The sequence below is a fragment of the Xylophilus sp. PBN-3R genome (genome assembly GCF_057747805.1).
Map to the genome: position 1 here is coordinate 865,185 of NZ_CM173225.1, position 15,697 is coordinate 880,881.

Here is a 15,697-nt window from a genome sequence, read left to right on the forward strand (position 1 = left end):
CGGAGACACAACATGACCCTCGACCGCCGTACCTTCACCGCTGGCGCCATCGCCTCGGCCACCGCCTCCGCCATATCCCTGCCGGGCCTGGCCCGGGCGCAGGCGGCCTTCCCGAATCATCCGCTGCGCATCGTCTGCCCGTTCACGCCGGGTGGCGGTTCGGATTTCATGGCACGGGTGGCGGCCGGGGTGCTGACCGAAAGGCTGGGCCAGTCCGTGGTGGTCGAGAACCGGCCCGGCGCGGGCGGCTTGCTGGGCACCGAATATGCGGTGAAGACCGCGCCCGACGGCTACACCCTGCTGCTGGTCGCCGGCAGCTACACGGTCAACCCGGCGCTCTACAAACTCAACTTCGACCCGGTGGCCGACATCACCCCGGTGATCCAGTTGTCGCGGGGTGCCTATGTGCTGTGTGTCAATGCCAAGGTGCCGGCGAAGAACCTGCAGGAACTGCTGGCGCTCGCCCGCAAGGACCCGGGCAAGCTGACCTTCGCTTCCAGCGGCGCGGGCGGCCACCTGCATGTGGTCACCGAATACCTGTTCGACATGGCCAAGGTGAAATGCACCCACGTGCCCTACAAGGGCACCGGCCCGGCGGTCAACGACCTGCTGGCCGGCAACGTGGACATGCTGTTCGCCGGCACCGAGGCGCTGATGCAGCACGTCAAGTCCGGCAAGCTGCGGGCGCTTTGCGTGGGCACCGCCAGACGGCTGCCGGCTTACCCGGACATTCCGTCGGTGGCCGAAAGCGGCCTGCCCGATTACGACGTGGTCGCCTGGCACGGCCTGGTGGCGCCGCGCGGTGTTCCGCCCGCGGTGATCGCCCGGCTGAATGCCGAACTCAACACCGGCCTGCGCGGCAAGGAGATGGAAGCCCGGCTGGAACCCACCGGCGTGGGCGCGGCGGGTGGTTCACCCGAGCAGTTCGGCGCCTTGCTCAAGGCCGAGATCGTGCGTTACGGCAAGGTCATCAAGGACGCAGGAATCAAGGCCACCGAATGACCCGGTGGCATGCAGTCAGGACACGATGAATACCCGATACAGAAAAAACCTCCCGGGCACCACGCTCGATTATTTCGACACCCGCGAAGCCGTCGATACCATCCAGCCGGGTGCCTACGACAAGCTGCCCTACACCTCGCGGGTGCATGCCGAGAACCTGGTGCGGCGCTGCGACCCGGCCATCCTGGAACAGTCGCTGCGCCAGCTGATCGAACGCAGACGCGACCATGACTTCCCTTGGTTTCCGGCCAGGGTGGTCTGCCACGACATCCTGGGCCAGACCGCGCTGGTGGACCTGGCCGGCCTGCGCGATGCCATCGCCGACATGGGCGGCGACCCCGCCAAGGTCAATCCGGTGGTGCAGACCCAGCTGATCGTCGACCATTCGCTGGCGGTGGAGTTCGCGGGTTTCGATCCCGATGCCTTCGCCAAGAACCGGGCCATCGAAGACCGACGCAACGAGGACCGTTTCCATTTCATCGAATGGACCAAGAAGGCCTTCGAGAACGTCGAGGTGATACCGCCGGGGAACGGGATCATGCACCAGATCAACCTCGAGAGAATGAGCCCGGTGGTGCACACGAAAGACGGTGTCGCGTTTCCCGACACCTTGGTCGGAACCGACAGCCACACCCCCCATGTCGACGCGCTCGGCGTGATCGCCATCGGCGTCGGCGGACTGGAGGCCGAAAGCGTGATGCTGGGCCGGGCCTCGTGGATGCGCCTGCCCGACATCATCGGCGTCGAACTGACCGGCCGGCCGCGGCCCGACATCACCGCCACCGACATCGTGCTGGCGCTGACCGAATTCCTGCGCCTGCAGAAGGTGGTCGGCGCCTACCTGGAGTTCCACGGCGAAGGGGCTGCCGCCCTGACCCTGGGCGACCGCGCCACCATCTCCAACATGACCCCCGAGTTCGGTGCGACGGCGGCGATGTTTTCCATCGACCGCATGACCATCGACTACCTGCGCCTGACCGGCCGCGAAGACGAACAGGTGCGCCTGGTGGAGTTGTATGCAAAACAGACGGGGCTGTGGTCCGACGCCTTGAGGACCGCCGAATACGAACGCACCCTCAGCTTCGACCTGTCGAGCGTGGTGCGCAACATGGCCGGCCCGTCGAACCCGCACAAACGCCTGCCGACATCGGACCTGACTGCGCGCGGCATCGCAGGTAAGTGGGAAGAAACCCCCGGCCGGATGCCCGACGGCGCGGTGATCATCGCGGCCATCACCAGCTGCACCAACACCAGCAATCCACGCAACGTGATCGCCGCAGCGCTGCTGGCGCGCAACGCCAACCGTCTGGGCCTGACCCGCAAACCGTGGGTCAAGTCGTCCCTGGCGCCGGGCTCGAAAGCAGTGCAGCTGTACCTGGAAGAAGCCGGCCTGCTGAGCGAGCTGGAGCAGCTGGGTTTCGGCATCGTCGCCTTTGCCTGCACCACCTGCAACGGCATGTCTGGCGCGCTGGATCCGGCCATCCAGCAGGAGGTCATCGACCGCGACCTGTACGCCACGGCGGTGCTGTCGGGCAACCGGAATTTCGACGGGCGGATCCACCCGTACGCCAAGCAGGCCTTCCTGGCATCGCCGCCGCTGGTGGTGGCCTATGCGATCGCCGGCACGGTGCGTTTCGACATCGAGAAGGACACGCTGGGCACCGATGCCCAGGGCCGCCCGGTCACCCTGAAGGACATCTGGCCGAGCGACGCCGAGATCGACGCCATCGTGGCCAGCAGCGTCAAGCCCGAGCATTTCCGCCGGGTGTACGACCCGATGTTCAGGATCGGCGTGGCCAGCAGCGAGGCGATCAGCCCGCTGTACGACTGGCGTCCCCAGAGCACCTACATCCGCCGGCCGCCGTACTGGGAAGGCGCATTGGCAGGCATTCGTACTCTGACCGGCCTGCGTCCGCTGGCCGTGCTGCCGGACAACATCACCACCGACCACCTGTCGCCGTCCAATGCCATCCTGCGGGACAGCGCGGCCGGCGAATACCTGCACATGATGGGCCTGCCGGAGGAGGACTTCAATTCGTACGCCACCCATCGCGGCGACCACCTGACCGCCCAGCGCGCGACCTTCGCCAACCCGCAACTGGTCAATGAGATGGCGGTTGTCGACGGCAAGGTCCAGAAGGGTTCGCTCACCCGGCTGGAACCCGAGGGAACCGTGCTGCGCATGTGGGAAGGCATAGAGGCCTACATGCAGCGCAAGCAGCCGCTGATCATCATCGCCGGTGCCGACTACGGCCAGGGCAGCTCGCGCGACTGGGCGGCCAAGGGCGTGCGGCTGGCGGGGGTCGAGGCGATCGCGGCCGAGGGTTTCGAGCGCATCCACCGCACCAACCTGATCGGCATGGGTGTGCTGCCGCTGGAGTTCAAGCCGGGCGTCAACCGGCTGACGCTTGGGCTGGACGGGACCGAAACCTACGACGTGGTGGGCGAGCGGGTGCCGCGCGCCGACCTTACCCTGGTGATCCATCGTCGCAGTGGTGAACGTGTGGATGTGCCCATGACCTGCCGGCTGGATACGGCGGAAGAGGTTTCCATTTACGAGGCCGGCGGGGTGCTGCAACGGTTTGCTCAGGACTTCCTGGCTTCCTCTTCTTCCTCTTCTTCTGCTGGTTCTGCTACTGCTGCGCAGGCCGCATGAAGGACATACGCGTTGGCAGGGCAGGGGCCGATCGCGCCGACGGCGCACTCTGCTCCGCGAATGTCCCCCGGCCTGCGGCCTCCTCCTTTACTTCGCCGAGCAGAGCGCACCGCCGACCCGATCCATCGACGGCCTGGGTAATTCCCGGACGATCGAGCATGGTCGTCGGGCGAGGACCGGCGACGGGTGGGCCACGCAGGAAAGTGAAGGAGGAGGAATGCGCGCAGCGCAGTCCGGGGGACATTTGCGGAGGGGACTACCCGGCGGCGGTCTTCGCTGCCCGCCGACCTCAATGACAGGACATACAAGATGAGCTATCAACCCCAGATCAAGATCCCCGCCACCTACCTGCGCGGCGGCACCAGCAAGGGCGTTTTCTTTCGCCTGCAGGACCTGCCCGAAGCGGCGCAACAGGCCGGCTCCGCACGCGACAAGCTGCTGCTGCGGGTCATCGGCAGCCCGGACCCCTATGGCAAGCAGACCGACGGCATGGGCGCTGCCACGTCGAGCACCAGCAAGACGGTAATCCTGTCCAGGAGCACACGGCCCGGCCACGATGTGGATTACCTGTTCGGACAGGTCTCCATCGACCAGCCCTTCATCGACTGGAGCGGCAACTGCGGCAACCTGTCTGCGGCTGTCGGGCCGTTCGCCATTTCCAACGGCCTGATCGACCCGGCGCGGGTTCCGCGCGACGGCCTGGCCACGGTGCGCATCTGGCAGGCCAACATCGGCAAGACCATCGTCGCCCATGTGCAGATGACCGATGGCGCGGTGCAGGAAACCGGTGACTTCGAACTCGACGGCGTCACATTTCCGGCAGCCGAGGTGCAGCTGGAATTCATCGATCCGGCGGAAGAGGGCGACGGTGACGGCGGCGGCGCGATGTTCCCGACCGGCAACCTGGTCGACGACCTGGATGTGCCCGGCGTCGGCACCCTGAAGGCGACGCTGATCAACGCGGGCATCCCGACCATCTTCGTCAACGCCGAGTCCATCGGCTACACCGGCACCGAACTGCAGGACGCGATCAACGGCGACCCGGCGGCGCTGGCGAAGTTCGAGACCATCCGTGCCCACGGCGCAGTGCGCATGGGACTCATCGGCCACATCGACGAAGCCGGCAAACGGCAACACACACCCAAGGTGGCCTTCGTCGCGCCTCCCGCGGCCTATGCGGCTTCCAGCGGAAAGCAGGTGGGCACGGACGATGTCGACCTGCTGGTGCGGGCGCTTTCCATGGGCAAACTTCACCACGCGATGATGGGCACGGCCGCGGTGGCCATCGGCACGGCGGCAGCGATCCCGGGTACGCTGGTCAACCTGGCGGCGGGCGGCGGCGAACGCACGGCGGTGCGTTTCGGTCACCCTTCCGGCACCTTGCGGGTAGGGGCCGAGGCTTCGCTGGTGGACGGCGAGTGGGTCGTCACCAAGGCGCTGATGAGCCGCAGCGCGCGCGTGCTGATGGAAGGTTTCGTCCGGGTGCCGGGCGACTGCTTCTGAGCCGTCGACCCCGGCAGGCGCGGTAGATTCCGGGGCATGACTCCCAGCCCCCGTTCGCCGCGCCTCATCTGTTTCAACAAGCCCTACGGCGTGCTCAGCCAGTTCACCGCTGAAGGCCGCTGGCAGGGGTTGAAGGACTTCATCGACCTGCCCGGCGTTCATGTGGCCGGCAGGCTGGACGCCGACAGCGAAGGCCTGCTGCTGCTGACCGACAACGGCCAGTTGCAGGCGCGTATCTCCAGCCCCCGTTTCAAGATGGAGAAGACCTACTGGGTGCAGGTCGAAGGCCGGCCGGACGAAGCCGCACTGCAGGTGCTGCGCCAGGGTGTGCAACTCAACGACGGCCCGACGCTGCCGGCCCGCGCGCGCCTGCTGGAGCCGGCGCCGCAGCTGTGGGAACGGCAACCGCCGATCCGCAACCGTCAGTCCATACCGACCGCCTGGATCGAACTGGTCATCCGGGAAGGCCGCAACCGGCAGGTTCGGCGCATGACGGCGGCGGTGGGCTACCCGACCTTGCGCCTGGTACGGGCCGCCGTAGGCCCTTTCAGGGTGCTGGACATCGCCCCGGGCACCTGGCGCGAGGAAGACGCCGGCCGCATCGCATCGCACGTTGTTCACAGCTGGTAGCAAGCCGCCGCAGCAGCGGGCCAATGATGGGTAAAAAAACCCACGAAGGCCTTCATGGAATTCACCATCAACGGACAGTTGGTGCAGGCGACGATCGACCTGCGGACCTCATTGCTGGACCTGTTGCGCGACCACCTGGGGCTGACCGGCTCCAAGAAGGGCTGCAACCAGGGCGCCTGCGGTGCCTGCACCGTGCTGGTCGACGGCGAACGCATCAACAGCTGCCTGGCACTCGCGGTGCAGTACCAGGGCCGCGGCATCACCACGGTAGAGGGGCTGGCCGGGCCCGACGGCCTGCATCCGCTGCAGCAGGCATTCGTGGAACACGACGGTTTCCAGTGCGGCTACTGCACGCCCGGCCAGTTGTGTTCGGCGGTGGGCATGATGGCCGAGGCACGGCGCGGAATGCCGAGTGTGGTGACGGTGGACCTGTCGCGTCCGACGGTGGTGCTGGACCACGACGAACTGCGCGAACGCATGAGCGGCAACCTCTGTCGCTGCGGTGCCTACAACGGCATCGTGGAGGCCATCTCCGAAACCTACGAAGCCGCGACACCGGCCGCCTCGAAGGAGGCCGCATGACCCCCTTCACCTACCAGCGCGCCGACAACGCCGCCGCCGCCCTGCAATGGGTCGGAGCATCGTCCCGGTACCTTGGCGGCGGCACCAACCTGGTCGACCTGATGCGCGAGAACATCGAGCGGCCCGATGTGCTGGTCGATGTATCCGGCCTGTCGAAAGACATCCGGGCGCGGGACGACGGCAGTCTGTGGATCGGCGCCGCCGCCAGCAACAGCGCGGTGGCCGCCGACCCCGCCGTCCGCGAACGTTTCCCGGTGCTGGCGCGGGCCATCCTGGCGGGCGCCAGCGGGCAGATCCGCAATATGGCGACCGTCGGCGGCAACCTGCTTCAGCGCACCCGCTGCCAGTATTTCTACGACCAGACGACCCGCTGCAACAAACGCAGTCCGGGTGCCGGCTGCGACGCGGTGGACGGCTTCAATCGCATCCACGCCATCCTCGGCGCATCGGCCGCCTGCATCGCCACGCACCCGTCCGACATGTGCGTGGCGCTGGCCGCCCTTGACGCGGTGGTGCATCTGCAAGGCCAGGCCGGCGAACGGACGGTGGCGTTGGTGGACCTGCACCGGCTGCCGGGCGGTGAACCGCAGATCGAACATGTGCTGCAACCTGGCGAACTCATCGTGGGCGTGGAGATTCCGCCGCTCGCCTTCGGAGCCCGATCCACCTACCGCAAGGTGCGCGACAGGGCGAGCTATGCCTTTGCGCTGGTATCGGTGGCCGCTGCCCTGCAGGTCGAAGGCGGCCTGGTGAAGGACCTGCGGCTGGCGCTGGGCGGCGTGGCCGCCAAACCCTGGCGGGCGTTGAAGGCGGAAGGGATATTGCGGGGATCGCCGGCCACCGAGGCCAATTTCCAGGCCGCCGCAGAGGCCGAACTGGCGGATGCCGCCGGTCTGCGTGACAACGCTTTCAAGATCGATCTGGCCCAACGCACGCTGGTTGCGGTGATGGGTTCGCTGGCAGGAGAAACCGCATGAGCATCATCCAGGACCTTACCAAGGAAGCCATGCAGAAGGTGCTCGGCGTGGTGCCCGACCGTTGGCTGCCCGGCGGCACACCCGACCCGCTGCGCAATGACCGAGGCTTGCTCGGCAAGGAGGTGTCACGTGTCGACGGCCCGCTGAAGGTGACCGGCCAGGCCCGGTTCGCCGCGGAGATCGACCTCGACGGAATGCTGTACGCGGCGCTGGCCTATAGCAGCATCCCGGCCGGCCGCATCGTGTCGATGGACACCACGGCGGCCGAGGCCGCGCCGGGCGTGGCGCTGGTCATGACGTATCGCAACGCGCCGCGCCTGAAGCCGCCGCCGATCATGATGACCAAGCCCAAGGCGGCCGGGCCCAGCGACCTGCCCATCATGCAGGACGAAAACATCCACTGGAACGGCCAGCCGGTGGCGGTGGTGCTGGCCGAAACCCAGGAACAGGCCGACCACGCGAAGTCACTGATCCGGGTCTCCTACGAAGCCGGCCCAGCGGTGACATCTTTCGAGAAGGCGATCGAAAAGGCCCGTGAGCCGGACAATATCCTGGGCGAACCCACACGTATCGAAGTGGGCCACGCCGAGGCTGTGCTGAAGGATGCGGCCTTCGTCACGGATGCCGAATACGAGACCCCGCGCCACAACCACAACGCCATCGAACTGCATGCCGCCACGGTCGCCTGGCAAGGCGAAAGCCTGCTGGTGCACGACGCGACCCAGATGGTCAACGCCACCGCCTGGACCCTGGCCCAGGTCTTCGGTCTGAAGGAAGAGGATGTGCGGGTGATCTCGCCCTTCGTCGGTGGCGGATTCGGCGGCAAGGGCCTGTGGGACCACCAGATACTGGCGGCGGCCGCGTCGAAGATGGCGGGCCGGCCTGTGCGCGTGATGCTGTCGCGCGAAGGCGTGTTCCGCGCCGTCGGCGGCCGCACCACCACACGCCAGCGGGTGGCACTGGGAGCGAAGGCCGACGGCACGCTGTCCGCGCTCATCCATACCGGCTGCGCTGCCATGACACCGCACAACAACTGCCCGGAGCAGTTCACCTTTCCTGCCCGCCACCTGTATGCCGCCGACAACCTGCTGGTGGCGCAGAAGGTGGCCGACATGAACATGGTGGCCAACACCTTCATGCGGGCGCCGGGCGAGTCGGTCGGCACCTTCGCACTCGAAAGCGCGCTGGACGAACTGGCGCACGGCATGCAGGTCGACCCGGTGGAACTGCGCCGCCGCATCGAACCCGAGAACGACCCCAGTTCCGACCGGCCGTTCTCGTCGCGCCATTTGACGAAAGCCATGCAGGACGGCGCCGAGCGGTTCGGCTGGAGCCGGCGTTCGGCTACGCCGGGCAGCCGGCGCGAAGGCGAATGGCTGGTCGGCATGGGCATGGCCACCGCTACCTATCCCTACATGCGCATGCCGGGCGGCACCGCACGCATCCGCGTCACGGCCGACGGCCGCGGCATCGTGCAGATCGCCAGCCACGAGATGGGCATGGGCACTGCCACCGTGCAGGCCCAGCATGCGGCGGTGCGCCTGGGCCTGCCGCTGGACAGGGTGACGTTCGAATACGGCGACACCGCCTTGCCGCCCGGCACGTTGGCGGGTGGTTCTTCGCAGACGGCCTCCATCGGCGGGGCGGTCATCGCGGCGCACGAGGAACTGGTGAAGAGCCTGCTGAAAATGGCGGGCAAGGATTCTCCCCTGGCCGGCTTGGACGCGGACGAAGTCGCGACCCGCGACGGCGGCCTGGGGCATCTGCAGGACACCGCGCGCTGGGTGTCCTATGCGGACATCCTCGCCGGTGCCGGCGTATCGGAGGTGGCAGCCGAAGGCAAGGCGCCGCCGCCGCTGGAGATGATGAAATATTCCATGCATTCCTACGGCGCGCAGTTCTGCGAGGTGCGGGTGAACGCGGTCACCGGCGAGGCGCGCATCTCTCGCTTCCTGGGCTCTTTCGACTGCGGCCGGATCCTCAACCCCAAGACGGCGACCAGCCAGTTCAAGGGCGGCATCATCATGGGCCTGGGCCTGGCGCTGACCGAAGAAACCTTCTTCGACGAACGCTACGGCCGCATCATGAACGCCACCCTCGCCGAGTACCACGTGCCGGTGCAGATGGACGTGCCGGCCATCGAGGTCATGTGGACCGACATCCCCGACCCGCATGCGCCGATGGGTGCACACGGCATCGGCGAGATCGGCATCACGGGTGTCGGTGCGGCGGTGGCCAACGCCGTCTTCAACGCCACCGGCAAAAGGGTGCGGAGCCTGCCGATCACGCTCGACAAGCTGCTGTGATCAGCGCCCGGCGCAGACTGCGCCGTGCGGTATCTGCCGGCTCTTGGCCAGCTGCGAATTGCTGTAGCGCAGGTCGGATGTCACTTCTGCTCCAAGCCAGGCGGGCGAGGGCGGCTGGATGTCTTCGGAGGCCAGTTCGATCTCGGCCGTGACCAGCCCGGCGAGCGGGCCCTCGAACACGTCGACCTCGAAGTCGAAACCATCCACCGGCACGATGTAGCGGACCTTGTCGAGGGCGCCGTGCGAACAGTGGTCGGCCAGCAGGGCCTCGGCGTCGGCCAGCGGGATCTCGTATTCGAATTCGGCACGCAACATGCCGCGCGACGGGCCCTTCAGGGTGAGGTACCCGGCGCTGCCCGCGATGCGCACACGCACCCACATGCCGTTGTCCGCGATATAGCCCTGGGCCATGCGAACGCCTGTCAGGCCCGCCAGGACGGAAGGGTCGGCGACCAGGTATTTGCGTTCGATCTCGACTGCCATATGCGCGCCCTCCGGGCCGGTTGAGAGAAGGGCGCGCAGTCTAGCGCGCCGCCTTGCCGACCGGGTGCCGTCGCTGAGGCGAGAATGTGCGCGCCTTGCCCGCGCAACCTTCGCCCGGGCTGAACCTATGGATGAGGACGATGCGGATAGAACGGGAACGGAACCACGGATTGCAGTTGCCGAATGGCTATTCTGCGTGGGGGCTGGCGTGGCGTCTGCTGGCGGTTTTCTCGGGCAGTTTTCTTTTCATCGTCCTGCTGTCCATCCGCGAGGTCGACCTGTATGACGAGGGCATCATCCTGACGGCCGCATGGCGCGTGCTGCATGGGGATGTGCCGCACCGCGATTTCTATACGAACTACGGACCGGCACCGTATTACCTGCTGGCCGGCTTGTTCAAGTTGTTCGGGAGCAGCGTGCTGGTGGAACGCCTGCTCGACGCCACCATGCGCGCGGGTGTGCTGACGGCGGTGTACGCCCTGGTGTTGCCGTATTGCCGGAAGCTGGTCGCGCTGCTCCCGGTGTTCATCTGCCTGCTCTGGCTCTCGACGGTCGGTAATGCGGGTTATCCGGTTTATCCGGCTTTGCTCTGCACATTGGCCAGCACGCTGATCATGGTGCGGGTGCTGACGCGGGGCGCCGGCCCCACCCCGGCCTTTCTGGCCGGCCTGCTGACGGGGCTGACCGCGTTCTTCCGTTACGACGTCGGTTTTTTTGCCCTGGTAGCGCACTTGCTGGCCCCGGGTGTGCTGATGCTGCTGGCGCGTGCGACCGGTGTGTCGATGCCCCCGGGTTTTGCGGCCCGGCTCTTGCCCTACATCGCTGGCGCGGCCCTTCCGCTGCTGCTGCTGGCCATGTATGCCGTTACCGGCGCGCTGGGCCCTTTCTTCCACGACATCGTGTCGTTTCCGCTCCACGCCTACGCAGCCAATCGGAGCCTCCCGTTTCCGGATCTCTGGCGGGTGTGGCAACGCCAGGGGACTTTCAGCGCGCTGACCAACCTGTCGATCTACGTGCCCCTGGTCACGGCGGCGCTCGCCAGTGTCTATCTGCTGGCGGAGCGCCGCCGGGTGTTCGAGGGCGGCGGCGCTGGTGGTCGCTCGGGCAACACCGCCGATCCGATGATCACCGCGATGCTGCTGCTGGTATGTGTGTCCGGCTTTTTCTATCTGAAGGGTGTCGTTCGTGTCAGCTTCGAGCACATGCAGCTGTCTCTTCTGCCGTCGTACGTGGCGCTGACGCTGCTGTGTGTGCTGGTGCAGGGAAGCCCGAAGTTTCTGACGTGGTGCGTCCGGGGTTTCATGGCGCTGGCCTGCGTGTCGTGCGTCTGCGTGGTGCTGATGGCGAGCGAGGAGCCGAAGAGGATCAAGAACTCGCTGGCTCAGGTGATACGGGTTCTGGAGTCACCGCAACGGGAGGTCGCCGATGTCTCGCTGGACCCCACGGTGCGGGAGGTCGGGGAGGCTTCCTTGTACACCGTGCCGTGGTATCGGCGGGACGCCGCTGCATACCTCGTCCAGCACACCCGGCCCGACCAACGGATATTCGTCGGGCTGGGGAGGCACGACAAGATCTTCCTCAACGACGTGTCGGTCTATTTTCTGACCCGCCGGATGCCGGCGACCCGCTGGCACCACTTCGATCCGGGCCTGCAGACCGGCGAGCGGGTGCAACGCGAGATGGTCGCCGAACTCGAACGGGACCAGACAAGCTACGCATGGCTCGAGAGCACTTTCGACTCCGTGCGTGAACCCAATGCCAGTGCGGTGAGCAGCGGTGTGACGGTGCTCGACGACTACCTGCGCTCGCACTACCGGGCCGAGGTCGGCTTCGGACCGATCATCCTTTATCGGAGGATCGAGCCGCATCCTTCACCAGCGCCGGCTCCTGCCGGTACCGTGCGCTGAAATTCTTCTTCAGCGCCGCCACCTTCGGCAGGTCGTTCACCACGATGTACCCGTGATTGGGGTGCTCGGTCAGGAAGTCCTGATGGTAGGCCTCCGCCGGGTAGAAGGTGGTGCCGTTCTCGATGCGGGTGACGATGGGCACCGACCACGCCCTGGCGGCGTCGAGCTGGGCGATATAGGCCTTCGCGACGGCCTGCTGGCTCGCATCGACGGGGAACAGCGCCGACCGGTACTGGGTGCCGGTGTCCGGACCCTGGCGGTTCAGTTCGGTGGGGTTGTGGGCGACCGAAAAGAAGATCTGCAGCAGCGCGCCGTAGCTCACCTTGGCGGGGTCGTAGGTGACCTCGACCGCCTCGGCATGGCCGCTGCGGCCGCCGCTCACGGTATCGTAATTGGCCGTGGCGGCCTGGCCGCCGGCGTAGCCCGACACCGCGTTCTGCACGCCCTGCACATGCTGGAACACGCCCTGCACGCCCCAGAAGCAGCCGCCGGCAAAAACCGCCTTCTGCAGCCGGGCGCCCGGGGCGACGGCGACGTCCTGCAGCGGGGGCGGAATGGCGACGTATTCCTCGGCGGCCGATGCGCCGGGCATGGCCTGCCACACCAGCGCGATCGCCAGCGTGCCTCCCAGCAGCCAGCCCATGGAGCGGCGGCGGGCGATGTCTGTGGCGGGGAGCGTACGGGTCTTCGGAGTCGTGGTTTTCATGGTGCGAATGCCTTGCGGTCGGAGGAGTGGAATCAGCCGGCGGCCGGCGTGAAGGTCATGGCCACGCCGTTCATGCAGTAGCGCAGGCCGGTGGGTTTGGGGCCGTCGTCGAATACGTGGCCCAGGTGGCCGCCGCAGCGGCTGCAGTGGGCTTCGGTCCGCACCATGCCGAAGGTGGTGTCCATGTGGTTGGCGACCGCCTTGTCGAGCGGCTGCCAGAAGCTGGGCCAGCCGGTGCCGCTCTCGAACTTGGTGGTGGACGAGAACACCGGCTGGGCGCAGCCTGCGCACGCGAAGGTGCCGGCCCGGTGTTCCTTGTTCAGCGGGCTGCTGAACGGGCGTTCGGTGCCTTCCTTGCGCAACACCGAATACTGGTCGGGCGACAGGCGCTTGCGCCATTCGGCATCGCTGTAGGTGACGGCGAATGTTTCCGCGGCTGCGGCGGCCGTGGCGGTGGGCCGTAGCGCAAGGCCAGTGCCGACGACGGCGCCGGCGGCGGTGAGGATTCCGAAGAAGTTGCGGCGGCTGCTCATGGCGTGTCTCCAGTCTGCCCTGGCTCGGGCGGATGTTCGCAGCGTAGCGGGCGTGCATCCCCGAGTCATCACGCAAAGTTCAACAAATCGTGATAACTCAAAGCGCCGCCGCCTGCGCAGAATGCGGGCATGACAACGCCTCCAAGCATCCTGCTGGTCGAAGACGACCAGCCCATCGCCGACCTGCTGCAACTGCACCTGCGCGACGAGAACTGGGACGTCACCCACTGTGCCCGCGGCGACGACGGACTGCAGGCGCTGAACTCGGGCGACTGGAGCCTGCTGATCCTGGACATCATGCTGCCGGGCGGTGTGGACGGACTCGAGATCTGCCGCCGCGCCCGGGCTTCGGCACGCTACACACCCATCATCATGATCAGCGCCCGCTCGAGCGAAGTGCAACGGATATTGGGGCTGGAACTGGGGGCCGACGACTACCTGCCCAAGCCGTTTTCGGTGCTCGAACTGGTGGCCCGCGCCAAGGCACTGTTGCGGCGGGTGGATGCGCTGGCGCAAAACGCAAGGCTCGAATCCGGCAGCGTCGCGGTGCACGGCGTGGCCATCGATCCGGTGGCCCGGCAGGCGCGACTGGCCGACCAGGTGCTGGACCTCACCCCGCGTGAATTCGACCTGCTGTATTACTTCGCCCGACATCCGGGAAAGGTGTTCTCGCGGCTCGACCTGCTGAACGCGGTGTGGGGTTACCAGCACGAAGGCTACGAACACACGGTCAACACCCACATCAACCGGCTTCGCGCCAAGATCGAGGACAACCCGGCGCAGCCGACCCGCATCCTCACCGTGTGGGGCCGCGGCTACCGGTTCACGCCGGCCGAGGGCCAGGCATGAAGCTCAGCTTCACCCAGCGCCTGTCGCTGGTCTTCGCGGTGCTGCTGCTGGTATGCAGCGGCGCATCGGCCTGGCTGCAGGTACGCAGCAACCGGATGCATGAGCTGGAAGTGGTGCAGGGCCTGTCGCGCGACCTGGCAGGCCACATCGCGCTGAGCGCACAGCTGACCATGGCCGACGACGCATCGCCCGGCCAAGTGCGGCGGCTGTTCGACCAGCTGATGGTGGTCAACCCAAGCGTGGAGGTCTACCTGCTCGACAGCGCCGGTCGCGTGGCCGGCCATGCGGCCCCGGAAGGCGCCATCAGGCGTCGGCAGGTCGACCTGCAGCCGGTGCGGCGGCTGCTGGCAGGCGGCATGCTGCCGATCCTGGGCGACGACCCGCGCAGCACGGACGGCCGCAAGGTCTTCAGCGCCGCACCGATCCACCTGCAGGGCGGCATGGACGGTTTCATCTACGTGGTGCTGCTGGGCGAAGCCCACGACCGGGTGGCGGCCCAGGGCAACACAGGCGCCGTGCTTCGGACAGCCTTGTGGTCCATTGCGATGGTGGCGGCCAGCTGCCTGCTGGCAGGGTTGGCGGCGTTCTCGTGGATCACCCGGCCGCTGCGCCGCCTGACACGGCGGGTGCAGGATTTCGACATGGAAGGCGCGCCCGCCGAGACGCCCGAATTGCCGCCGTCCAGTGCGGGCGGAAGCGACGAGATCGGTCGGCTGGATACCGCCTTCCGGCTGATGTCCGTCCGCCTGGGCGAGCAGTGGCGCACCCTCAGCCAGCAGGACCAGCAGCGCCGCGAACTCATCGCCAACGTGTCGCACGACCTGCGCACGCCTCTGTCGTCACTGCACGGGTACCTGGAGACCCTGCAGCTGAAGGACGCCACGCTGGATGCCGGCGAGCGCCGCCGTTACCTGGGCATCGCGCTGGACCAGAGTCGCCGGGTCGGGGCGCTGGCGCAGTCGTTGTTCGAACTGGCTCGGCTCGAATACGGCTTCGTGCAGCCCGAGGCCGAGGTCTTTCTGCTGGCTGACCTGCTGCAGGATGTGTTCGCCAAGTTCGAGTTGACCGCCGAGGCGCGGCAGGTGACGCTGGCGGCCGACATCGCGCCGGGCCTGCCGCAGGTCTGGGCCGACCTGGGGCTGGTCGAACGGGTGCTGAGCAACCTGCTGGACAACGCACTGCGCCACGTGCCCGCGGGCGGTTCGGTCACGGTCAGCCTGCAGGCTTTGGACGATGACGTGGCGATAACCGTGTGCGACACCGGCCCGGGCATCGCCCCCGAAATGCGCGCCAGGTTGTTTCACCAGCCCTTCAACGGCGGCAGTGGCCAGCGGGCCGGCGGCCTCGGCCTGCGGATCGTGCAGCGCATTCTCGAACTTCACGGGAGCGCCATCGAGTTGCTGGATCTGCCGGGGCTGGGCGCGGTGTTCCGCTTCCGGCTACCCGGCCGACCGGCCGGTTAACCAAGGCCCTCTCCGATCCTGCGGATTTGCGGTCCGGTCGATGGACTCGGGCCCAGTTTCGCGGATACTGCTGGATACATGCCCATCAGCGGCCACCCAG

General features: G+C 67.1%; 13 protein-coding genes. 10 read left to right on the top strand and 3 right to left on the bottom strand.

Features of this window, described 5'->3' with window-relative positions; translation table 11 throughout:
- Window positions 1-12: 12 nt before the first annotated feature.
- The 7 genes from AC3ANW_RS04005 to AC3ANW_RS04035 all read left to right on the top strand — a co-directional run bounded on the left by AC3ANW_RS04005 (window position 13) and on the right by AC3ANW_RS04035 (window position 9,656).
- Complete coding sequence (locus AC3ANW_RS04005) at window positions 13-1,002, top strand: tripartite tricarboxylate transporter substrate binding protein (protein WP_488343912.1); 990 nt, start codon at window positions 13-15, stop codon at window positions 1,000-1,002.
- Between the two features lie 25 nt (window positions 1,003-1,027).
- Entirely contained in the window at window positions 1,028-3,658 is a 2,631-nt protein-coding gene (acnD, locus tag AC3ANW_RS04010; protein WP_488343913.1) for a Fe/S-dependent 2-methylisocitrate dehydratase AcnD, read from the top strand.
- 309 nt (window positions 3,659-3,967) lie between these two features.
- Complete coding sequence (prpF, locus tag AC3ANW_RS04015) at window positions 3,968-5,161, top strand: 2-methylaconitate cis-trans isomerase PrpF (protein WP_488343914.1); 1,194 nt, start codon at window positions 3,968-3,970, stop codon at window positions 5,159-5,161.
- A 36-nt stretch (window positions 5,162-5,197) separates the two neighbouring features.
- The gene (locus AC3ANW_RS04020) at window positions 5,198-5,791 is read left to right on the top strand and encodes a pseudouridine synthase (RefSeq protein ID WP_488343915.1); all 594 of its coding nucleotides are present in this window, start codon (window positions 5,198-5,200) and stop codon (window positions 5,789-5,791) included.
- A gap of 54 nt (window positions 5,792-5,845) precedes the next feature.
- Window positions 5,846-6,373 (top strand): 2Fe-2S iron-sulfur cluster-binding protein, encoded by a 528-nt coding sequence (locus AC3ANW_RS04025; RefSeq protein WP_488343916.1) that lies wholly within the window; start codon window positions 5,846-5,848, stop codon window positions 6,371-6,373.
- A complete protein-coding gene (locus tag AC3ANW_RS04030) occupies window positions 6,370-7,350 on the top strand; it encodes an FAD binding domain-containing protein (RefSeq protein WP_488343917.1) in 981 nt (326 codons plus the stop codon). The genes AC3ANW_RS04025 and AC3ANW_RS04030 overlap by 4 nt, the downstream gene beginning before the upstream one ends.
- Window positions 7,347-9,656 carry a xanthine dehydrogenase family protein molybdopterin-binding subunit gene (locus tag AC3ANW_RS04035; protein WP_488343918.1) on the top strand — a complete coding sequence of 770 codons (2,310 nt, stop codon included), beginning with the start codon at window positions 7,347-7,349 and terminating at the stop codon, window positions 9,654-9,656. The genes AC3ANW_RS04030 and AC3ANW_RS04035 overlap by 4 nt, the downstream gene beginning before the upstream one ends.
- Here AC3ANW_RS04035 and AC3ANW_RS04040 read toward each other — a convergent pair whose 3' ends face one another.
- On the bottom strand, window positions 9,657-10,139 hold the full coding sequence (locus AC3ANW_RS04040; RefSeq protein WP_488343919.1) for a CYTH domain-containing protein: 483 nt from the start codon (window positions 10,137-10,139) through the stop codon (window positions 9,657-9,659).
- A 170-nt stretch (window positions 10,140-10,309) separates the two neighbouring features.
- Here AC3ANW_RS04040 and AC3ANW_RS04045 point away from each other — a divergent pair, with 170 nt between their 5' ends.
- On the top strand, window positions 10,310-12,046 hold the full coding sequence (locus AC3ANW_RS04045) for an ArnT family glycosyltransferase (protein ID WP_488343920.1): 1,737 nt from the start codon (window positions 10,310-10,312) through the stop codon (window positions 12,044-12,046).
- On the opposite strand, the gene msrA is transcribed toward AC3ANW_RS04045, so the two are convergent.
- Window positions 11,979-12,752, bottom strand: coding sequence for a peptide-methionine (S)-S-oxide reductase MsrA (gene msrA / locus AC3ANW_RS04050; RefSeq protein ID WP_488343921.1), 774 nt, complete (start codon window positions 12,750-12,752; stop codon window positions 11,979-11,981). The genes AC3ANW_RS04045 and msrA overlap by 68 nt on opposite strands.
- Before the next feature lie 32 nt (window positions 12,753-12,784).
- Window positions 12,785-13,285, bottom strand: a complete 501-nt coding sequence (gene msrB / locus AC3ANW_RS04055) for a peptide-methionine (R)-S-oxide reductase MsrB (protein ID WP_488343922.1) — start codon at window positions 13,283-13,285, stop codon at window positions 12,785-12,787.
- A gap of 129 nt (window positions 13,286-13,414) precedes the next feature.
- Here msrB and AC3ANW_RS04060 point away from each other — a divergent pair, with 129 nt between their 5' ends.
- Together AC3ANW_RS04060 and AC3ANW_RS04065 are read left to right on the top strand one after the other, a co-directional pair.
- Window positions 13,415-14,134, top strand: a complete 720-nt coding sequence (locus tag AC3ANW_RS04060; protein ID WP_488343923.1) for a response regulator transcription factor — start codon at window positions 13,415-13,417, stop codon at window positions 14,132-14,134.
- Window positions 14,131-15,597, top strand: coding sequence for a sensor histidine kinase (locus AC3ANW_RS04065; protein ID WP_488343924.1), 1,467 nt, complete (start codon window positions 14,131-14,133; stop codon window positions 15,595-15,597). The genes AC3ANW_RS04060 and AC3ANW_RS04065 overlap by 4 nt, the downstream gene beginning before the upstream one ends.
- Window positions 15,598-15,697 lie beyond the last annotated feature (100 nt).